The organism is Nocardioides rubriscoriae (assembly GCF_008087085.1).
GTDB classification, from domain to species: Bacteria; Actinomycetota; Actinomycetes; order Propionibacteriales; family Nocardioidaceae; genus Nocardioides; species Nocardioides rubriscoriae.
This window is the reverse complement of record NZ_VIYJ01000009.1, coordinates 137,558-157,208: the sequence shown is the minus strand read 5'-3', so window position 1 is coordinate 157,208 and position 19,651 is coordinate 137,558. Positions and strand designations below refer to the sequence as shown.

The 19,651-nt window shown below is 73.4% G+C and carries 15 protein-coding genes; 9 read left to right on the top strand and 6 right to left on the bottom strand.

Annotation, left to right across the window (positions count from 1 at the left end):
- Nucleotides 1–11 precede the first annotated feature (11 nt).
- A complete protein-coding gene (locus FZC61_RS16925) occupies nucleotides 12–1,940 on the bottom strand; it encodes a LamG domain-containing protein (protein ID WP_211357300.1) in 1,929 nt (642 codons plus the stop codon).
- 324 nt (nucleotides 1,941–2,264) lie between these two features.
- Between FZC61_RS16925 and FZC61_RS16920 the strand changes: the two genes are divergently transcribed.
- Nucleotides 2,265–2,528: a hypothetical protein gene (locus tag FZC61_RS16920; RefSeq protein ID WP_148615503.1), complete on the top strand. Its 264-nt coding sequence runs from the start codon at nucleotides 2,265–2,267 to the stop codon at nucleotides 2,526–2,528.
- Between the two features lie 21 nt (nucleotides 2,529–2,549).
- Nucleotides 2,550–4,373 (top strand): glutamine--fructose-6-phosphate transaminase (isomerizing), encoded by a 1,824-nt coding sequence (glmS, locus tag FZC61_RS16915; protein ID WP_148615343.1) that lies wholly within the window; start codon nucleotides 2,550–2,552, stop codon nucleotides 4,371–4,373.
- On the opposite strand, the gene FZC61_RS16910 is transcribed toward glmS, so the two are convergent.
- Nucleotides 4,360–5,787: an MFS transporter gene (locus tag FZC61_RS16910; protein WP_148615342.1), complete on the bottom strand. Its 1,428-nt coding sequence runs from the start codon at nucleotides 5,785–5,787 to the stop codon at nucleotides 4,360–4,362. The genes glmS and FZC61_RS16910 overlap by 14 nt on opposite strands.
- A 57-nt stretch (nucleotides 5,788–5,844) precedes the next feature.
- Between FZC61_RS16910 and FZC61_RS16905 the strand changes: the two genes are divergently transcribed.
- Nucleotides 5,845–6,357, top strand: coding sequence for a winged helix-turn-helix transcriptional regulator (locus tag FZC61_RS16905; protein WP_148615341.1), 513 nt, complete (start codon nucleotides 5,845–5,847; stop codon nucleotides 6,355–6,357).
- Here the strand turns inward: FZC61_RS16905 and FZC61_RS16900 are convergent.
- From FZC61_RS16900 to FZC61_RS16890, 3 genes are all read right to left on the bottom strand, one after another.
- Nucleotides 6,335–7,063 (bottom strand): esterase/lipase family protein, encoded by a 729-nt coding sequence (locus FZC61_RS16900; RefSeq protein WP_148615340.1) that lies wholly within the window; start codon nucleotides 7,061–7,063, stop codon nucleotides 6,335–6,337. The two genes, FZC61_RS16905 and FZC61_RS16900, sit on opposite strands and share 23 nt — an antisense overlap.
- 80 nt (nucleotides 7,064–7,143) lie before the next feature.
- Nucleotides 7,144–7,761: a histidine phosphatase family protein gene (locus tag FZC61_RS16895; RefSeq protein WP_148615339.1), complete on the bottom strand. Its 618-nt coding sequence runs from the start codon at nucleotides 7,759–7,761 to the stop codon at nucleotides 7,144–7,146.
- A complete protein-coding gene (locus FZC61_RS16890) occupies nucleotides 7,761–8,135 on the bottom strand; it encodes a YccF domain-containing protein (RefSeq protein ID WP_148615338.1) in 375 nt (124 codons plus the stop codon). The genes FZC61_RS16895 and FZC61_RS16890 overlap by 1 nt, the downstream gene beginning before the upstream one ends.
- Nucleotides 8,136–8,214: 79 nt before the next feature.
- On the opposite strand from FZC61_RS16890, the gene FZC61_RS16885 reads away from it, so the two are divergent.
- Nucleotides 8,215–10,032: a DEAD/DEAH box helicase gene (locus tag FZC61_RS16885; protein ID WP_148615337.1), complete on the top strand. Its 1,818-nt coding sequence runs from the start codon at nucleotides 8,215–8,217 to the stop codon at nucleotides 10,030–10,032.
- A 202-nt stretch (nucleotides 10,033–10,234) separates the two neighbouring features.
- Here the strand turns inward: FZC61_RS16885 and FZC61_RS16880 are convergent, their stop codons facing one another.
- Complete coding sequence (locus FZC61_RS16880) at nucleotides 10,235–11,179, bottom strand: NAD(P)/FAD-dependent oxidoreductase (RefSeq protein WP_148615336.1); 945 nt, start codon at nucleotides 11,177–11,179, stop codon at nucleotides 10,235–10,237.
- Nucleotides 11,180–11,236: 57 nt separating this feature from the next.
- On the opposite strand from FZC61_RS16880, the gene FZC61_RS16875 reads away from it, so the two are divergent.
- From FZC61_RS16875 to FZC61_RS16855, 5 genes are all read left to right on the top strand, one after another.
- The gene (locus tag FZC61_RS16875) at nucleotides 11,237–11,689 is read left to right on the top strand and encodes a MerR family transcriptional regulator (RefSeq protein ID WP_148615335.1); all 453 of its coding nucleotides are present in this window, start codon (nucleotides 11,237–11,239) and stop codon (nucleotides 11,687–11,689) included.
- 45 nt (nucleotides 11,690–11,734) lie between these two features.
- Nucleotides 11,735–12,541, top strand: coding sequence for an SGNH/GDSL hydrolase family protein (locus tag FZC61_RS16870; RefSeq protein ID WP_148615334.1), 807 nt, complete (start codon nucleotides 11,735–11,737; stop codon nucleotides 12,539–12,541).
- A gap of 61 nt (nucleotides 12,542–12,602) precedes the next feature.
- The gene (locus FZC61_RS16865; protein WP_148615333.1) at nucleotides 12,603–14,501 is read left to right on the top strand and encodes a penicillin-binding transpeptidase domain-containing protein; all 1,899 of its coding nucleotides are present in this window, start codon (nucleotides 12,603–12,605) and stop codon (nucleotides 14,499–14,501) included.
- A 72-nt stretch (nucleotides 14,502–14,573) separates the two neighbouring features.
- Complete coding sequence (locus tag FZC61_RS16860) at nucleotides 14,574–17,306, top strand: AAA family ATPase (protein ID WP_148615332.1); 2,733 nt, start codon at nucleotides 14,574–14,576, stop codon at nucleotides 17,304–17,306.
- 153 nt (nucleotides 17,307–17,459) lie between these two features.
- Entirely contained in the window at nucleotides 17,460–19,349 is a 1,890-nt protein-coding gene (locus FZC61_RS16855; protein WP_148615331.1) for a M4 family metallopeptidase, read from the top strand.
- Nucleotides 19,350–19,651 lie beyond the last annotated feature (302 nt).

Below are 19,651 nucleotides of genomic sequence, written 5' to 3'. Positions count from 1 at the left end.
CCGTACGTGCGTCAGACGCCCGCCGCGTAGTGCGAGCGCAGGCTCGCCCCGCTGAGCTCACGCGGGTAGAACGCGATGTCGCCGATGGCGCCCTGGAAGAAGCTGTCGAGGTAGCCCGTGCCGACCCGCAGCGGGGCCGAGCCGCTCCTGGGCACGATGTTGTAGTCCTTCAGCGAGTCGGTGTCGCGCAGGACGCCGTTCTTGTAGATGCGCAGGTAGCCCGTGGGGTAGGCGTTGCTGCGTGCCTTGGTGTTGACCACCAGGGCGACGTGGATCCACCTGCCGGCCTTCACGGTGTCCTGGAAGTAGGAGCCGGACCCCAGGCCGCCGGCGGGGTTGAAGGCGTAGCCGCTGATGCGGTTGGGCCGCGACTCGTCGTTGGCCTTGGAGTACATCCGGGTGTACCACTCGTGGGAGCCGGCGTTGCCCTTGCCCATCGTGTAGACGTAGCCGCTGCCCTCCTCGTCGGAGAACTGCAGGGTGTCGGGGCGCATCCAGTACTCGACGGTGAGCACCCCGGTGTGGTCGACCTCGAAGGCCTTGCGGTCGGCGAAGCGCAGGAACTGGCCCTTGCCGTCGAAGGCCCGGGCGACGTCGCCGTTGGGGAGCCGCGTCCTGGCCGGCGACCCGACGGCGGTGCCGGCGGGGCCGCGACCCGTGAGGTCGGTCAGGCCCTGGAGCAGGGCGTTCGGGTCATCCCTCATGACCGCCTTGACGTACGCCGAGCTGCCGGACCGGCGCGCGGTGCTGGTGGTGCGGGCGGCCGTGGTGGTGGTGCGGGCCGTGGTGGTGACGGTGGTGACGGTGAGGGTGGTGCCGGAGACCGTCACGGTGGAGCCGACCTTGGCGTGGTCGAGGAGCCACTGGCGGGAGTCGCCGTGGCCGGAGAGCACGTAGCCGTTGGTCGGGATGGGGGCGTTGCCGACCCCGTTGACCATCGTGGTGATCGCGCCGTTCACGACGGTGGCCTCGAGGCCGTACTGGTTGGTGCGGGTGCTGGTGCCCCAGGCCGGGGTGTAGCGCACGAGCATGTTGCTGCCGCGGGCGACGTTGGTGGCGACGACGTGCGACGCCGTGGTCGTGGGCGCGGGGGCGGGAGCCGGTGCGGGGGCCGGTGCGGCCTGGTACATCGCCTGCTGGTGCGCGACGAGCCGGGTGGCGCTCAGCTCCTTGTCGTAGAACGCGACGTCGCCGACGGCGCCCTGGAAGAAGCTGTTGAGGTAGCCCGTGCCGATGCGCAGCGGGGCCGAGCCGCTCTTGGGCACGATGTTGTAGTCGGCCAGGGAGTCGGTGTCGCGCAGGACGCCGTTCTTGTAGATCTTGGTGTAGCCCAGCGGGTACTGGGTGCTCTTCGCCTTGCTGTTGATCACCAGGGCGACGTGGATCCAGGCGCCGGTCTGCACGGTGTCCTGGAAGAACGAGCCGGCGCCGAGGCCGCCGGTGGGGTTGAAGACGTAGCCGCTGATGCGGTTGGGGCGCGACTCGGCGTTGATCTTGGAGTACATCCGCGTGTACCACTCGTGGGAGCCGGCGTTGCCCTTGCCCATCGTGTAGACGTAGCCGCTGCCCTCCTCGTCGGAGAACTGCAGGGTGTCGGGGCGCATCCAGTACTCCACGGTCAGCACGCCGGTGGCGTCGACCTCGAAGGCCTTGCTGTCGGGGAACTGCAGGTACTGGCCCTTGCCGTCGAAGGCGCGGGCCTCGTCGCCGTTGGGCAGACGCGTCGTGGTCGGCGAGCCGACGGCGCTGCCGGCGGCCGTGCGGCCGGTCAGGTCGGTGAGGCCTTGGAGCATCGCGACCGGTGCGTCCTGCAGGACCGACTGCACGTAGGGGGACGGGGTGGCGGTGACGGCGTCGGCGGCGTCGTTGGCACTGACCGTCTGGAGACCAGCGGCCACCACGAGGGTGGTGGCCAGGGTCAGGGCGAAGCGGCGGGGCATGGGGGCCTCCATGGTGGGGGATGGGGGTGGGGGCAGGTCGATCGGAGGGCGCGGTCAGCCACGGTGAGGGCTGCCGTGTCAAGAGTCCAATTTCCGCGGGGGGTGGGACATCGGCCCTTCGTGCGTGATCACCAACCCGGGAGGGGGTTAGTCCCTGGCCGATCGGTGGGGATGTCGCCGTACGCCCCCCGGGGTGTCCGGACTCGTGGTAACGCTCCCGGGCGGATCCCCTCTCCGGGCGCGCGCCGATCCCCGAAGAGTCGTTCCCTGCCCGAATCCGGGCAGATTCTTGCAATTGATGGTCCAGACGCACACGATCGGCGGGTGCTTCCCGACCCGACGCTCGTCCATCACCTGTCGGCGACCACCGGTCTCAGCGAGGCGGAGGCCGGCCGGGTGGTCGAGGAGGTCGTCGCGTTCTACGCCGAGCCGGTCGAGGCGTTCGTCCGGCGCCGGCACGCGCAGCTGCAGCTGCGCGGCCACAAGAACCCCGAGATCTTCGCCCGGATCGCCGACGAGCTCGCCTCGCGCGTGGTCGCGGCACCACACCTCACCGAGCGGCAGCTGCGCCGCTTGGTCTACGGATAAACCAACGAAAGAGGAGTCACCATGTGCGGCATCGTCGGTTACATCGGGACCCGTCAGGAAGCAGCCCCGCTGCTGCTCGAGGGGCTCACCCGCCTGGAGCACCGCGGCTACGACTCGGCGGGCGTCGCCGTGATGTCGGCGCGGGGGGTGCGCGTGGCCAAGCGGGCCGGCCGCGTGCGCGACCTGCAGGACGCCCTGCCCAAGCGGTTCGCGGGCAAGGCCGGCATCGGCCACACCCGCTGGGCCACCCACGGCCCGGCCACCGACGCCAACGCCCACCCCCACGCCGACACCAAGGGCGACGTGGCCGTCGTGCACAACGGCATCATCGACAACGCCGCCGCGCTGCGCGCCGAGCTCGTCGACGCCGGCGTCACCCTGGCCTCCGACACCGACACCGAGGTGATCGCCCACCTCGTGGGCCGTTCCGAGGCCGACACCCTCGAGGGCAAGGTCGCCGAGGCGCTGGCCCGGCTCGACGGCACCTACGGGCTCGCCGTGCTGCACGCCGACTTCCCCGACCGCCTCGTCGTCGCCCGCAACGGCAGCCCGCTCATCGTCGGAGTCGGCGACAAGGAGATGCACGTCGCCTCCGACCTGGCCGCGCTCGTGCGCTACACCACGACCGTCGCCCACCTCGAGGACGGCGAGATCGCCACGATCACCGCGGCCGGCTTCACGACGTACCGCGCCGACCTGACCCACACGTCGCGCACGGCCGCGCACATCGACGTCGACCTCGCGGCCTACGACGTCGACTCGCGCGACGGCCACATGCTGCGCGAGATGCACGAGCAGCCCGCGGCGGCCGAGCGCGTGCTGCGCGGTCGCCTCGTCGAGCGGTTCGGCACGGCCCACCTCGGCGGCCTCAACATGGACGTGCGCGAGACCCGCGCGATCCAGCGGGTCAAGATCCTGGGCTGCGGCTCGGCCTACTACGTGGGGCAGATGGGGGCCTCGCTCATCGAGGAGCTCGCGCGCATCCCCGCCGACGCCGAGGCCGCCAGCGAGTTCCGCTACCGCGACCCGGTGATCGAGCCCGACACCCTCTACGTCGCGGTCAGCCAGTCCGGCGAGACCATCGACACGCTGCTCGCGGTGCAGGAGATCCGCCGCAAGGGCGGCCGGGTCATCGGGCTGGTCAACGTGGTCGGCTCGGCGATCGCCCGCGAGGTCGACGGCGGCGTCTACCTCCACGCCGGGCCCGAGGTCGCGGTCGCCTCGACCAAGGCGCTGACGACGATGTTCCTGGGGTTCTCCCTGCTGGCGCTGCAGCTCGGACGGGTGCGCTACCTGTCGGTGGCCGACGGCAAGCGGATGGTCGCGGGGCTGCAGGCGCTGCCCGAGCAGATCGAGCAGGTGCTCGCGCTGTCCGACGAGCTCGTCGAGGTCGCCGAGCAGCTCGCCGCCGCGCAGAGCCTGTTCTTCGTCGGCCGGGTGCGCGGCTTCCCCGTCGCCCGCGAGGGGGCGCAGAAGTTCAAGGAGATCACCTACCGGCACGCCGAGGCCTACCAGACCTCCGAGCTCAAGCACGGCCCGCTGGCCCTGATCTCGCCGGCGGTGCCGACCGTCGCGGTGGTGCCGCACGACGAGCTCACCGACCGCAACGTCGGGGCGCTGCACGAGATCGCCGCGCGTGGCGGCCCGCTCGTGGTGGTGACGCACGCGGAGGTCGACCTCGGCGACGTGCCGTGCCGCCGGATCGACGTACCGCGCTCGGAGCGGGAGCTCGACCCGATCCTGCTCACACTGCCTCTGCAGCTGCTGGCCTTCCACGCCGCGACCCACCTGGGGCTCGACGTCGACAAGCCGCGCAACCTGGCCAAGTCGGTCACCGTGGAGTGAGTGCCTCCGCGGTGCTCGGGGCCGAGGTCAGGGTCGAGCTCGGCGTCATCCCGAGCGCCACCACGGCGCCCAGCAGGGCGGCGACCGCGCAGGCCCACCAGCCGGCCTGGAAGGCGTCGGCCGCCTCGGCGTAGGTCGTGGGCGTACCGAGGATCGCGACGAGCACCGCGATCCCGAGCACGGAGCCGATCTGGCGGCTCATCGTGACGACCGCGCTGCCGGTCGCGCTGCGGTGGGCCGGGAGGTCGGCGGTCGCGGCCGACAGGATCGTCGGCAGGGCCAGGCCGACCCCGGCGCCGCCGACGAGCAGCCCGGGCAGCAGGTGCCCGGCGTAGGCCGGCTCGGGGACCAGGCGGGTCAGGGTCAGCACCATGCCGGCGCCGAAGAGCAGGCAGCCGACCGCGGCGACGCGTCCGACCGCGAGCCCGCGGGCGACCAGGAGACCGCCGACCACGGCGAACAGCGGCACCATCATCGGGCCGGGGGCGACCGCGAGGCCGGTGCGCAGGGCCGACCAGCCCCACACCTGCTGCATCCACAGCACCATCGCGAGCAGGTTGGCCGCGAAGCCGGCCGAGAAGGCGATGGCGGCGGCGTTGGACCAGGCGAAGGGGCGTACCCGCAGCAGGTCGGGCTCGACCAGCGGGCTGGGGTGGCGCAGCGAGCGCCGTACGACGAGGGCGAGGGCGACCACGGCGGCGGCGAAGGCGCTCAGCACCCGGCCCGACGTCCAGCCCCACTCGGGGCCCTGGACCAGGCCCAGCGACAGGGCGCCGATCGCGATGATCGCGAGCCCGGTGCCGAGCAGGTCGGGCAGCCGGCCCGGCGCGGGGTCGCGGGAGTCGGGCACCAGGACGTAGGCGGCGAGCAGGGCCGCGACGCCGATCGGCACGTTGACCAGGAACACCCAGCGCCAGGAGATCTCGACGAGCAGGCCGCCCACGACGGGCCCGGCGGCCGCGGCCAGGGCCCCGGACGCCGCCCAGATGCGCACCGCCCGGGCCCGACCCTCAGGCGGGAACACGGGCAGCAGCAGACCCAGGGAGGTGGGGGTCAGTGCGGCCGCGCCCACGGCCTGCAGGACACGGAAGGCGACCAGCGCCTCGAGGTTGTCGGTGACGGCGCAGGCGGCGCTGGCCACCGTGAACAGCGCCAGGCCGAGCAGGAAGCCCGCCTTGCGGCCGTAGCGGTCGGCGAGCCGCCCGAGCGGCACCAGCAGCGCGGCGTAGACGATCGCGTAGCCGTTGAGGATCCACGAGAGGTCGTTGAGCGCGACGCCGTCGAAGTCGCGGCCGATCGCCTCGAAGGCCACGTTGACGATGAAGAGGTCGAGGCTGGCCACGAAGGCTGCCAGCGAGAGGACGGCGAGGACGGCGCCCGGACGGACCGCACGCTCCTGACTAGTGATCACCATAGCCAGGCACCGTAGACCCTGGCTCGGGTCTGCGCAAGCCAGGTTAGACTGCTCGGCATGTCTGACGAGCCCACCGACGTCGTGCACCTCTCGCCCCGACTGGCCGACCGGTCGACCTGGAGCGCCGAGTCGTGCACCATGGCCGCGACGATGGCCACGATCGGCACGCGCGGCTCGCTGATGTGCCTGCGCGAGAGCTTCTACGGCGTCCGCCGGTTCGAGGAGTTCGTGAGCCGCGTCGGGTTGAGCGAGGCCGTGGTGGCCGCGCGCCTCAAGGACCTGGTCGCGGCCGGCCTGCTCGAGCGCCGGCCCTACCGCGAGCCGGGCCAGCGGGTGCGCGACGAGTACGTCCTGACCGAGGCCGGCCACGACCTGCTGCCCGCGCTCGTCTCGCTGATGCAGTGGGGCGACCGGTGGCTGACGCCCGACGGACGCGGCCCGATCGCGCTGCGCCACCACGGGTCGTGCGGCGAGACGGTGCGCGCCGAGCTGCGCTGCGGCGCCGGCCACCAGGTCGTCGCCTCGGACGTCGAGGCGTCCCCGGGGGTCAGGGCACGTCCTCGGGCCTAGGCGTCGCGAGGGCGGCGGCGATGGCCGCCCACACGTCGGGGTCGAGCCCCAGGCCCAGGTGGGTCGAGCGCACCTCGACGTGCGTCACGTCGGCGGCCGACCGGTCGATGCACGCGCGCCAGTCGACGACGCCGTCGCGGCGGGTGTAGATCGCGGTGACCGGCACCCGCAACGGCTCCTCGGCGTCGAGACGGCGGGCGAGCTCGGTGATCCGGGCGCACTCCTCGGGCCCGAACGCGCCGGCCCCGAGGGTGTGGGTGGGGCCGCCGACGACCGGGCTGCCGTAGGTGATGACGCGCGAGACCCGGTCGGGCACCGCGCGGGCGACCTCGCGGGCGATGGTGCCGCCGAGGCTCCAGCCGACCAGCGCCACCGGGGCCTGGTCCGGGGTCGCGCGCAGCCGGTCGGCAAGGCGCTCGGCGTCCTGCTCGACCGTGCCCCGGTTGGTGCCGAGGCCCCACGGGCGGGCGTCGTGGCCCAGGCGCCGCAGCCAGGTGCGCATCAGCAGGTTGCTCGACTCCGGTGCCTTCCAGCCCGGCAGGTCGAGGACCAGGCCGCCGTCGCCGCGCGGCGCGTGTCGCAGGGACGGTGTGGCGGCCACCAGCCGCAGCAGCTGCAGCGGCGTACGCGCCTCGCCCACGCGCAGCCGGCGGGGAGGGGGACCCTGGGGCTCACCGACGGACGAGAGGTCGGACGTGGCGGTCATGCCGGTATTGACTCGCCCCGGGCCGGGCCGGCGCAACCCCTCCCGGCCCACCCGGCCCTCCCGGCGGTCACGGCGGTCGCTCAGCGCAGGTGGGCCGTGTCGGCGAGCGACTGGACCGAGCGCTCACCGTCGTCCTTCTCGCGCAGCCGCGTGATGCTGCCCGACGCGAAGGCGAACCGGACCGGCCCGACCGACTCCAGCGGCATGCCGAGCCAGGCGGTGACGACGTACGACGACGCGCCGCCGTGGCCCACGACGACGGTGCGCTCGTGCCCGGCCGCCTCGATGCGCTCGAGGGCGCGGTAGATCCGGGTCGCCACGTCGAGGCGGGTCTCGGAGCCCTCGACCCCGTCGTGGTGGCGCAGCAGGTCGTCGCCCCGGACCGCCCGCACGAAGGGGAACGTGCCCGGCGGGTGGCCGCCCGCGACGCCGTACGACTGCTCGCGCATGTCGGGGTCGAGCACCACCTCGACGCCGACGCGCGTGGCGATCGCCTCGGCCGTCCGGCGGCAGCGCAGGAGCGTCGAGGAGAAGACCGCGTCGGCTTGGCCGACGGACCCGACGGACCCGACGGCCTCGGCGACCTGCTCGGCCTGGGCGAGGCCGCGGGTCGTCAGGTCGGCGTCGTACCAGCCGCCGACGAGGCCGTCGACGTGGTGGGTGGCCTCGGGGTGGGTGACGAGGACGAGCTCGCGCATCAGCGCGACGCGACGATCTCGCGGCCCAGCGGCAGCAGCGAGATCGGGATCATCTTGAAGCTGGCGATGCCGAGCGGGATGCCGATGATCGTCAGGCACAGCGCGACGCCGCTGAGCGCGTGCCCGATGGCCAGCCAGAGCCCGGCGACGACGAACCAGATGACGTTGCCGATCGCCGAGGCCGCGCCGGCGTCACCGCGGCGCCTGACCTCGCGGCCGAAGGGCCACAGGGCGTAGCCGGCGATCCGGAAGGACGCGATGCCGAAGGGGATGGTGATGATGAGGACGAAGCAGACGAGGCCGGCCAGGGCGTAGCCGATGGCCATCCAGAAGCCGCAGAGCACGAGCCACAGGACGTTGAGAAGGGTTCGCACGGGCTCCAGGGTGCCAGGTGACCCACCACACCGCGCCGTCGAATCGGGTGGTACAAGCCACAGCCACTACCGTTGACGGGTGAACGACCAAGCCGCGCCCGCCGAGACCGCCGACGCCCTCCCCACCTTCGCCGACCTCGGGCTGGGCGATGCCGTCCTCAGGGCCCTCAAGGACGTCGGCTACGAGAGCCCCTCCACCATCCAGGCCGAGACCATCCCGCCGCTGCTCGCCGGCCGCGACCTGGTCGGCCTGGCGCAGACCGGGACGGGCAAGACGGCGGCGTTCGCGCTGCCGATCCTCGACCGCCTCGACGTGCGCCAGAAGTCCGTGCAGGCCCTCGTGCTGGCCCCGACCCGCGAGCTCGCGCTCCAGGTCTGCGAGGCCTTCCAGAAGTACGCCGCCCAGACCAAGGGCGTGCACGTGCTGCCCGTCTACGGCGGCCAGGCCTACGGCGTCCAGCTCAGCGCCCTGCGCCGCGGCGTCCACATCGTCGTCGGCACGCCCGGCCGCATCATGGACCACCTCGAGAAGGGCACCCTCGACCTGTCGGAGCTGAAGTTCCTCGTGCTCGACGAGGCCGACGAGATGCTCAACATGGGCTTCGCCGAGGACGTCGAGACGATCCTGGCCGACACCCCCGACGACAAGCAGGTCGCGCTGTTCAGCGCGACGATGCCGACCCAGATCCGCCGGCTGTCGAAGCAGTACCTCAACGACCCGGTGCAGATCGACGTCAAGGGCAAGACGCAGACGGCCAACAACATCACCCAGCGCTACATGGTCGTCAGCTATCCCCAGAAGGCCGACGCCCTCACGCGCATCCTCGAGACCGAGAACTTCGAGGGGATGATCGTCTTCGTCCGCACCAAGAACGAGACCGAGCTGCTCGCCGAGAAGCTGCGGGCCCGCGGGTTCTCGGCGCAGGCGATCAACGGCGACGTGGCCCAGGTCCAGCGCGAGCGCACCGTCAACCAGCTCAAGGCCGGCAAGCTCGACATCCTCGTGGCCACCGACGTCGCGGCCCGCGGCCTCGACGTCGAGCGGATCAGCCACGTCGTCAACTTCGACATCCCCACCGACACCGAGTCCTACGTGCACCGCATCGGCCGCACCGGTCGCGCCGGCCGCTCGGGCGACGCGATCTCGTTCGTCACCCCGCGCGAGCGCTACCTGCTCAAGCACATCGAGAAGGCCACGCGCCAGTCGCTGACCGAGATGCGCCTGCCCTCGGTCGAGGACGTCAACACCACGCGCCTGGCGCGCTTCGACGACCAGATCACCGCCGCTCTGGCCAACGCCGAGCAGATCGAGGTCTTCCGCGACGTCGTCGCCCACTACGTCCGCAACCACGACGTGCCCGAGGTCGACGTCGCCGCGGCGCTGGCGATCGTCGCGCAGGGCGACACCCCGCTGCTGCTCGACCCCGCCGCCGAGCGCGCGCGGCCGACGTTCACCGACAAGGCCGACCGGGTCGAGCGCCCCGGCCGCGGTGGCAAGTTCGGCGGTGACGACCGCTTCGACAAGGGCCAGCGTCGCCCGCGCCACGAGACCGGCAAGGCGATGAAGGCCTACAAGATCCAGGTCGGCAAGCGCCACAAGGTCGAGCCCCGCCAGATCGTCGGCGCGATCGCCAACGAGGGCGGCCTGTCGCGCGCCGACTTCGGTGCCATCAAGATCCAGCCCGACTTCTCCGTCGTCGAGCTGCCCGCCGACCTGTCGCCCGAGGTCTTCAAGAAGCTCGAGAACACCCGCATCAGCGGCAAGCTGATCGAGCTGTCCGAGGACCGCGGCCCCCGTGGCTCGCGTCCGCAGCACTCCTCCGCCGCGGCCGGCGACGACGCGGCCCCCGTGGCTCGCGACAAGAAGCCACGGCACAAGAAGCACAGCGACGACTGAGCGTCCTTCCGGCCTCCCGCGCTCGCTCCGGGTCGGCGTCGTCGTACCAGCCATGATCGGGCGCGCCCCCGCGGTGCGAGAGCCACCTCCTGACCCAGCCACAGCACCGCGAGGTGGCTCACTCACCGCTGCCCGGCATGCCGCACGGGCGGCCGCGGGCGGCCTCGCACCTCGACCACCGTGGGTACGGGGCCGCGCCCCGTCACGCCGGCGCCAGGACCCCGTGGTCCAGGGCGAGCAGGTCGGCCACGCACGCGGCCGCCGCGGTCTGGCCGGCGGCGGCCGCGGCCAGCACCGAGCTCATCGGCATCGGGAACGCGGCGGTGTGGGCCAGGTCGCCCGCGGCGTAGACGCCGGGGAGCGAGGTGCGGCCCATCGCGTCGACCTCGACGCAGCCCGAGGAGAGAAGGTCGAGCCCCAGGTCGGCCGCGAAGGGCGCGGACTGGGTGAAGGTCGTCGCGACCAGGACGCCGCCGACCTCGAGCGTCGGGCCGTCGTCGAACGACACCACGGCCCCCAGCGAGCTCGGGCAGAACCCGGCCACCACCTCGGTGCGCACCGACGCCCCGAGTGAGCGCAGCTGCGCGGCGTTGGCGTCGTCCAGCTCGTCGCCGTCGGCGAGCACCACGACCTCGGAGGCGATCGGGGCCAGCATCGCGGCCACGCGGCCGACGTGGGCGTGGCAGCCGAGCACCGCGACCGGGGTGCCGGCGTACTCGTGGCCGTGGCAGAACGGGCAGTGCGCGGCCGCGGTGCCGAAGATCGACGCCAGGCCAGGCTTGTCCGGCAGGGTGTCGCGCACGCCCGTGGCCAGCAGCACCAGCCGGGCCCCGACCGGGCCGGTGTCGGTGCCGACCGACCAGCCGTCGCCGTCGGGGACCACCGAGGTCGCACCGGTGTCGCGCACCTCCACGGTCTCGTACGTCGCCAGCTCGGCTCGGGCCAGCGCGCGCAGCTCGGCTGGCGGCCGCCCGTCGTGGGTCAGGAAGTTGTGCATCAGGTGGGCGGGGTCGTTGCGGTAGGTGCCGGAGTCGAGCATCAGCACCCGGCGGTGCATGCGGCCCAGGGTGAGGGTGGCCTGCAGGCCGGCGGGTCCGCCGCCGACCACCACCACGTCGTACTCGCTGTTGTTGGTCTTCCTGCTCATCGTGCGTCCTCTCGTCGTTTTCTTGCCTCTACGAGCAGGATGTGACTTCATGTCGACATGAAGTCAAACCCGATCTCCATCGGTGAGCTGGCGGGCCGGTTCGGGCTCGCGACCCACGTCCTGCGGCACTGGGAGGACGTGGGGCTGCTCGCACCCGAACGTGACGCGGCCGGCCGTCGCCGCTACGGGCGCGACGAGCTGGTGCGGGTCGCGGTGATCTTGCGCAGCCAGGCGGCCGGGATGAGCCTGGAGCAGATCGGCATCCTGCTCGACGCCGAGGCCCCCGAGCGGCACCTGGTGCTCGATGCGCACGTCGCCGACCTCGACCGCAGGATGGCCGAGATGCAGCGCAGTCGCGAGATGACCCTGCACGCGCTGAGCTGCCGCGCGCACGACGTGGCCAACTGTCCGGGCTTCCGCAAGGGCGTGCATGACCTGCTCGACGGCGACTCGTCGAGGTTCGTCGAGGGGTTACCCCCTAGCGGGGGCCGGCGGCCGGTGCGAGGGTGAGACCCGGGTCACATCGGGTGGCCCGCTTCGGCCCGGAGGTCACTGGTGCTCGTCCGTCGTCTCGCCCTCACGCTCTCGGCGCTCGTCGCCACCGTCGCCCCCGCGCTCGTCGCGGTCGGGACGGCGCCCGCCCAGGCCGCCGCGCCGCCGTACGTCGCCCTGGGTGACTCCTACTCGTCGGGGGTCGGCACCCGCAGCTACATCGACGACGGCACCTCCTGCCAGCGGTCCAACTACGCCTACCCCAAGCTCGTAGCCGCCCAGCTCGGCTACGCGCTGACGTTCAAGGCGTGCTCCGGTGCGACGATCCAGACGGTCACCGACACCCAGCTGAGCGCGCTCACGTCCGCCACGCGCTACGTCACGATCTCGGTCGGCGGCAACGACGCGGGCTTCGCCGACGTGCTGACTGAGTGCGCGACGCCCTGGTGGGCCGGTGACTGCAACGGGGCCGTCGACGGCGCCCAGGCCTACATCAACAACACCCTGCCCGGACGCCTCGCCACCCTGTACTCCTCGATCCGCGCGCGTGCGTCGACCGCGAAGGTCGTCGTCGTGGGCTACCCCCGGGTCTTCAACGGTGAGGACTGCAACGCCGGCACCTTCTTCTCCCCGGCCGAGGAGACCCGGCTCAACCAGACCGCCGACCTGCTCAACTCCAAGCTTTCGGCGGCCGCGGCGGCCCGGGGCTTCACCTTCGCCAACCCGACCAGCCGCTTCGTCGGCCACGCCGTGTGCGACGACCCCGAGTGGCTCAACGGCCTCTCCAGCCCCATCAGCGAGAGCTACCACCCCAACCGCACCGGGCACGCCTCCGGCTACACGCCGCTGGTGGGCGGTCTGCTGCGCTGAGGTCGCGCTGAGGCCGCGCAGGGATCGGGTCCTGTCGGGGCGGGCTGGTAGAACCCTGGGCATGCGTCGTGCCCTCGCCCCCCTGCTCAGCACCCTGCTGCTCACCACCACGCTGGTCGCCTGCAGCGGCGACGACGAGCCCGACCCGGCCGACGCGGGCGAGCAGGCCGACGCCACCGCCGCCGCGCTCGTCGACGGCCTGGGCAGCGCAGACCTGTCCGCCGTCCCGTTCGACGCGACCACGGCGGCCGAGGCGACCACCGACCTCGCCGACGTGGTCGAGGGCATGGGCGACGTCGTGCCCGAGGTGACGCTGGGCGACGTCGCCGAGGACGACGACCGCGCGACCGCCGAGCTGGACTGGTCGTGGCCGGTGACCGACACCCAGTCCTGGGACTACACCAGCACGGTCACGCTGACCCGCACCGACGACGAGTGGAAGGTCTCCTGGGGGCACCAGGTCGTCGAGCCCACCCTCAACGCCAACAGCGTGCTCGACGTGACCCCGGTCGCCGCCTCGCGCGGCGACATCCTCGGGGCGGGTGGCGTCGCGCTGGTGACCGAGCGGCCGGTGGTCCGCGTCGGCATCGACCGCGGCCGGGTGCCGGTGGCCCGGGCCGGGCGGTCGGCCGCCGACGTCGCGCGCCTGGTCGGCGTCGACGTCGCCCCCTACGTCTCGCAGGTCGAGGCGGCCGGCAGCAAGGCCTTCGTCGAGGCGATCACCTTCCGCCAGAGCGACCTGCCGCGCGCCGTGCTGCGCGGCTACGAGGCGATCCCGGGCGCGACCCTGGTCGCCGCCGACGTCCCGCTGGCCGTCACCCGTGACTTCGCCGCCCCGATCCTCGGCACCGTCGGCCCTGTGACCGCCGAGATGATCGCCGACGACCCGGGGCGTTACGCCGTCGGCGACACCGCCGGTCTGTCCGGGCTCCAGGCGCGCTACGACGAGCAGCTGCAGGGCACGCCTGGGGTCGTGGTCGACGCCGTCGGCAGCGACGGCAAGGAGCGCGAGCTCTTCCGCACCGACGGGGGCGAGGGCGAGGCGCTGCGACTGACGCTCGACGAGAAGCTGCAGTCCGAGGCCGAGGCCGTCCTGTCCGAGGTCGGTCCGGCCAGCGCCCTCGTCGCGATCCGGCCCAGCGACGGGGCGATCCTCGCGGCGGCCAACGGCCCGGGCAACGACGGCCAGAACCTCGCGACGTTCGGGCAGTACGCGCCCGGGTCGACGTTCAAGAGCGTGAGCAGCCTGGCGCTGCTGCGCCGCGGCGTCACGCCCGACACCCAGGTGCCCTGCACGACGACGGTCGACGTCGACGGCCGCGACTTCGAGAACTACGACGACTACCCCGCCGGGGCGACCGGCCAGATCCCCTTCCGCGCCGCCCTGGCCAACTCGTGCAACACCGCGTTCATCGCCGAGCGCACGCGCCTCGAGGACGGCGACCTGGCCGCCGCGGCCGCCTCGCTCGGGCTCGGCATCGACCACGACCTCGGCTTCCCCGCCTACTTCGGTGCGGTCCCGGCGCCGACGTCCGAGACCGGGCGGGCCGCCGACATGATCGGCCAGGGCACCGTCCTGGCCTCCCCGATGGCGATGGCGACCGTGATCGCCTCGGTCCAGGCCGGACGCACCGTGGTGCCGCGCCTGCTCGAGCAGGTCGACGTCAGCGTGCCGGCCGACGCCACCCCTCTCACCGCTCGCGAGGCCCGCGACCTGAAGGGCCTGCTGCGCGGGGTCGTCACCGACGGCAGCGGCCGGCTGCTGGCCGACGTCCCCGGACCCGAGGTGATCGCCAAGACCGGCACCGCCGAGTTCGAGGACGGCGGGCAGGTCCGCACCCACGCCTGGATGATCGCCGCGCAGGGCGACCTGGCCGTGGCCGTCTTCGTGCAGGAGGGGTCCTCCGGCTCGGGCACCGCCGGGCCGCTGCTCGAGGAGTTCCTGCGGGCCGCGCGCTGAGCGAGCCGATCCTGGAACCTTCCCCTCCGGGGTGGCTGCCTGCCCGGGTCGTCGCGGCCTAACCTGAAACCCATGGCTCGGGTCGTCGGACGGCAGGCGCTGCTCGAGGAGGTCCACGGCCTCCTCGCACGCGGCCGCTCGGTTGCGCTCTGCGGGCCCGCGGGCGTCGGCAAGAGCGCCCTGCTCGACGTGATCGAGCGCGCCGCCCGCCGCGAGCAGCAGACCGAGGTGCTGCGCGCGACCGGCGCCGCCGACGAGACGGCCCTGCCCTTCGCGGCCCTGCGCGACCTGCTCGCGCAGTGTCCCGACGCCCTGGTCGCTCGGATGCCGGCCGACGTGCGCGAGGTCGTCGCCTCGGGGCTGGTCGGGCTGCCCGCCACCCACGAGCGCCGCTCCGAGCTGGCGGCCGCCGTCCACGCGCTGCTCGAGCAGTGGTCGGCCGACCGGCCGGTGCTGCTCCTGCTCGACGACGTCCAGTGGCTCGACGCCGACTCGTCGGCGATCGTCGGCTACGCGCGGCGCCGGCTCGAGGGCCGGATCGCGGTGGTCGCGACCCTGGGCGAGACCGACGACGCCGCGACGGAGGTCGACGTCAGCGGGCTGCACCACCTCGACGTCGCGCCCCTCGACCCGGTCGACATGATCGACCTCCTGTGCGCCCATGGGCTGAGCCCCGACGTGGCGCAGCGCGTCCACGTCGAGAGCGGCGGCATCCCAGCTCACGCGCTCGCCCTCACCGGCCTGATCGGGGAGCGGCCCGTCGTGCTCGGCTCGCCGACCCCCTTGCCGACCAGCCTAGAGCAGGTGCTGCGCGAGCGCGTGCGCGCACAGCCGCCCGAGGTGCGCGAGACCCTCCTGCACGCCGCGCTGCTGCACCGCCCGGCGGTGCGCGAGCTCGAGCGGGCCGGGCGCGTCGCCGCCGACGACGACGTACGCCGCGCGGTCCGGTCGGGCCTGCTCGCGCGCTCGGGAGCGGGGCTGCGCTTCACGCCGTCGGCGCTGCGCGAGGTGGTGGTCGACTCCTTCCCGGCCAGCGACCGGGCCGCGCTGCACCGCCACCTCGCGGACGTGGCACCCACCACCGCGCAACGGCTGCGCCACCTCGCCCTGGCCGACCCGCGGCCCGACGCCACGCTCGCCCACGAGCTCGGCGGGGCCGCGCGCGAGGCCGCCGGCCTCGGGGCGCGCGAGATCGCCGCCGAGCTCTACGTGCTCGCCGCCGACCGTGCGCCGCTGGCCCTCGCCGCCGACCGGGTCGAGTGGCTGGTCGCCGCGATCGAGACCGCTGCGCCCGGCAACCACGTCGACCTCGTCCGGCGCGCCCTGGCCGACGTCCTGGAGGCGCACCCGACACCGGCCCAGGCGGTCCGGGTGCGCCTGGCGATCCCCGAGCTGGCCGGGCACGGGGTGACGCTGCTCGACGAGGTGCTGACCGCGGCGCTGGCCGACGCCGGTGACGACGACCTGCTGGTCGCCAAGGTGCTGCTGCAGCGCGCCCGGATCGCGCTGATGGAGGCGCGCCCCCACGCCGCGCACCGGGCCTGCGAGCGCGCGGTCGGGCTGCTCGAGCGTCACGGCGACGACGACGAGCTCGCGCTGGGCCTCACCACCCTCGCCGTCGCCCAGCGCTGGGTCGGCGCCGACCACCACGCCTCGATCACCCGGGCCGTCGCGCTCGCCGGGCCCACCCCGACCGGCTTCGTGCACACCTCGCCCGCCTACATGCACGCCCGTTTCGCCTTCTACGACGACCGCCTCGCCGAGGCCTGGTCGGCCAGCCTCGCGATGCTCGCCCAGGTCGAGCGCGGCGCCGGCACCGACCACGTCCACGTGCTGCGATGCCTGGTCGAGGTCGCCGCCCGCACCGGTCGCAGCCGCGAGGCCGTCGAGTACGCCGCCCGCGCGGCCCGGATCGGCGCGCAGTTCGACCTCGAGGCCTACTCCGGCTGGTTCATCACCGCCACCGCCGAGCTGCTCACCGGCGACCTGGGGCGCGCACGCACCCTCGCCCTGCGCGGGGCGCAGGCCGCCGAGCAGCGCGGCGACGTCCGCTACCTGCTGCGCCACCTGGTCGTCCTGGGCCAGGCCCTGCTGCGCTCGGGCGACGCGCAGGGCGCACGCGAGGCGCTGCTGCGGGTGCGTGACATCGAGCGCGAGGGCGGGTTCAGCGACCCGACGGTCAGCCGGTGGCACCCCGACCTGGTGTCGGCGCTCGCGGCGCTCGGACGCCTCGACGAGGCCGCCGAGGTGCTCGCGGCGGCGCGCCGCGAGCTCGAGCGGCGCGCCGACCGCGGTGGCACCGACGGGGTCTCGGCCCAGCTCGACCGCGCCGAGGCCGAGCTGGCGATCGCCCTGGGCGACCTCGCGGGCGCCGAGCTGGTCCTCGACCGGGCCGCCAAGGTCGCAGACGACCTCGGGATGCGTGTCGACGTGGGCCGGGTGCTGCTGACCCGCGCCCACGTCGAGCGCCGGCGCCGGCGGGTGGCCGCGGCGCGCACCGCGCTGCAGGACGCCCACGACCTGTTCACAGCGCTGCGCGCCGACGCCTGGGCTCGGCAGGTCCACGCCGAGCTCTCCCCGGCACGGGCACCCGACACCGACGACCCCTTGCTCGAGCGTCTCACCGACACCGAGGCCCGGATCGCCCGCGCCGTCGCGGCCGGCGCGAGCAACCGCGAGATCGCCGAGCGCACCTTCGTCAGCGTCAAGACCGTCGAGGCCACCTTGACCCGGATCTACCGCAAGCTCGACCTGCGGTCCCGCACCCAGCTCGCCGCGCTGCTGGTGCCCTCCGCGCCCCAGTAGCGCCCGGTAGCCCACCAGGAGCCCCGCGCAAGGGTTTCCCCCCTTATCGACCCCACCCGGCTCTCCCTACGTTTCGGGACGCGCCCCGTCGCGGGAGCCACACCCCTGGCCGACGACGACGGGCGCACCCCCCTTCACACCCCAGGAGACCCCATGAGATCCACGACGCTGCCCCGCTTGGCAGTGGCGGCGCTGGCGACGGCACTCGCCGGCTCGCTCGCGCTCGGTGCCCCGACCTCGTCCGCGTCGGCGTCCGGCGAGCGCGCCCCCGCCGCCGCGACCCACAAGGCCGCTCCCGGCGCCCGCGACCGCGCGGTCGACGCGGCCGCGGCGTACGTCCGCAACCACTCGCCGGCCGGTCGCCAGAGCGCGTCGCCGGGCCGGGCCACGGCCCACGCGGGCACCAAGGGCACCTACTACGTCTCCTACCAGCGCAGCGTGCAGGGCCTCCCGGTCTACGGCGCCGACGTCGTCGTCGCGGTCGACGCCGCCGGCCGCGCCACCGGCGCGACCGGCACCCCCGGGCGGCCGCTCTCGGTCCGCTCGACCACCCCGACCCGTACCCGGGCCCAGGCGCGGGCGACCGCGCGACGCCAGGTCGACGCGGTGCGCTCGGTCTCGAGGCCGACGCTCACGGTCTATGCCGTCGGCACGCCCCGGCTCGCCTGGCTCACCACCGTGAAGGGCACCGACGCGGGCTCCCCGTCGATCAAGACCGTCTACAGCGACGCCCGCACCGGCGCGGTGCTGCTGGCCTCCGAGGGCGTGCACGAGGGCACCGGCAACGGCTACTACTACCCGGGCGTCACGATCGGCACCTCCGGCTCCGGCACGTCGTACTCGATGACCGACCCGACCCGCTCCGGGGTCAAGTGCGGTGGCCAGAACGGCGCGGCCTACACCGGCACCGACAACGTCTGGGGCAACGGCTCGGGCACCAGCCTCGAGACCGCGTGCGTCGACGTCCTCTACTCGGTCGGCAAGGAGGTCGACATGCTGTCGGCCTGGCTGGGCCGCAACGGCGTTAAGGGCAACGGCACCAACTACCCCTCGCAGGTCGGGCTCGCCGACGTCAACGCCTACTTCGACGGCACGAAGACCAACTTCGGTCACAGCCAGGACAACGCCCGCCAGCTCGCCGCGATCGACATCGTCGCCCACGAGAACGGCCACGGGATCTTCGAGACCACGCCCGGTGGCTCCACCGGCGGCAACGAGACCGGCGGCCTCAACGAGGCGACCGGTGACATCTTCGGCGCGCTGACGGAGTTCTACGCAGGCAACCCCAACGACCCGGGTGACTACCTGGTCGGCGAGGAGGCCAACCTCGTCGGGCAGGGCCCGATCCGCAACATGGCCAACCCCAGCGCCCTGGGCGACCCCAACTGCTACTCGTCGGCGATCTCGACCACCGAGGTCCACTCGGCGGCCGGTCCGCTCAACCACTGGTTCTACCTGCTGGCCAACGGCACCAGCGGCTCCACGAGCTGCAACGGCTCGACGCTGACCGGCATCGGCATCCAGAACGCCGGCAAGGTGTTCTACAACGGGCTGCTGCTCAAGACGTCGTCGTGGACCCACGCCAAGGCCCGGGTCGCCACCCTCACCGCCGCCAAGAACCTCTTCGGCACCACCGACTGCACGACGTTCAACCGGGTGCGTGACGCGTGGAGCGCGATCAGCGTCCCGGCCCAGACCGGTGAGCCGACGTGCGGCACGACCACCCCGCCCACCACGGGCACGTGCACGGAGTTCACCTCCACCGGCACCCTGAGCAGCGGGACGTCGACGTGGAAGCCCTCCACCTCGGGCTTCAGCACCGCAGGCGGCGTCATCAACGCCTGCCTGACCGGCGCCAGCGGCACCGACTTCGACCTCTACCTGCAGAAGTACAACGGCTCCTCGTGGGTCGACGTCGCAGCCAGCGAGAGCGCCTCGTCGACGGAGAAGATCGCCTACACCGCGGGCTCCGGCACCTACCGGATCGAGGTCTACGCCTACGCCGGCTCGGGCTCCTACACGGTCAAGTACGACACCCCCTGACCGACCGCTGAACCACGCGGGGCCCGGCAGCGACGCTGCCGGGCCCCGCTGTCGTCGAGGTCGCCCTGCCGACCGTCACCCCACGGTGGTCCAGGAGGTTGCCCTGGCAACCGTCACCAGACCCTCTCGACCGCAGGGTCAGGTCATCAAGGGCGGCTGCGGTCGCGTGGTGTCGTGACGGCCGCGGGCGGCCCCCTCGACCACCGTGAACACCCGTGAGGTGGCGACGTGACCAACCCGACCAGCAAGGAGGCGCCCGGGCCACAGCAGGAGCCGACCACAGGGCGCACGGAACCGGAGAC

Coding starts and splice junctions, on each gene's coding strand:
- FZC61_RS16925 (WP_211357300.1), bottom strand. CDS start 1,940: ATGCCCCGCCGCTTCGCCCTGACCCTGGCCACCACCCTCGTGGTGGCC.
- glmS (WP_148615343.1), top strand. CDS start 2,550: ATGTGCGGCATCGTCGGTTACATCGGGACCCGTCAGGAAGCAGCCCCG.
- FZC61_RS16910 (WP_148615342.1), bottom strand. CDS start 5,787: ATGGTGATCACTAGTCAGGAGCGTGCGGTCCGTCCGGGCGCCGTCCTC.
- FZC61_RS16905 (WP_148615341.1), top strand. CDS start 5,845: ATGTCTGACGAGCCCACCGACGTCGTGCACCTCTCGCCCCGACTGGCC.
- FZC61_RS16900 (WP_148615340.1), bottom strand. CDS start 7,063: ATGACCGCCACGTCCGACCTCTCGTCCGTCGGTGAGCCCCAGGGTCCC.
- FZC61_RS16895 (WP_148615339.1), bottom strand. CDS start 7,761: ATGCGCGAGCTCGTCCTCGTCACCCACCCCGAGGCCACCCACCACGTC.
- FZC61_RS16880 (WP_148615336.1), bottom strand. CDS start 11,179: ATGAGCAGGAAGACCAACAACAGCGAGTACGACGTGGTGGTGGTCGGC.
- FZC61_RS16875 (WP_148615335.1), top strand. CDS start 11,237: ATGAAGTCAAACCCGATCTCCATCGGTGAGCTGGCGGGCCGGTTCGGG.
- FZC61_RS16865 (WP_148615333.1), top strand. CDS start 12,603: ATGCGTCGTGCCCTCGCCCCCCTGCTCAGCACCCTGCTGCTCACCACC.
- FZC61_RS16860 (WP_148615332.1), top strand. CDS start 14,574: ATGGCTCGGGTCGTCGGACGGCAGGCGCTGCTCGAGGAGGTCCACGGC.
- FZC61_RS16855 (WP_148615331.1), top strand. CDS start 17,460: ATGAGATCCACGACGCTGCCCCGCTTGGCAGTGGCGGCGCTGGCGACG.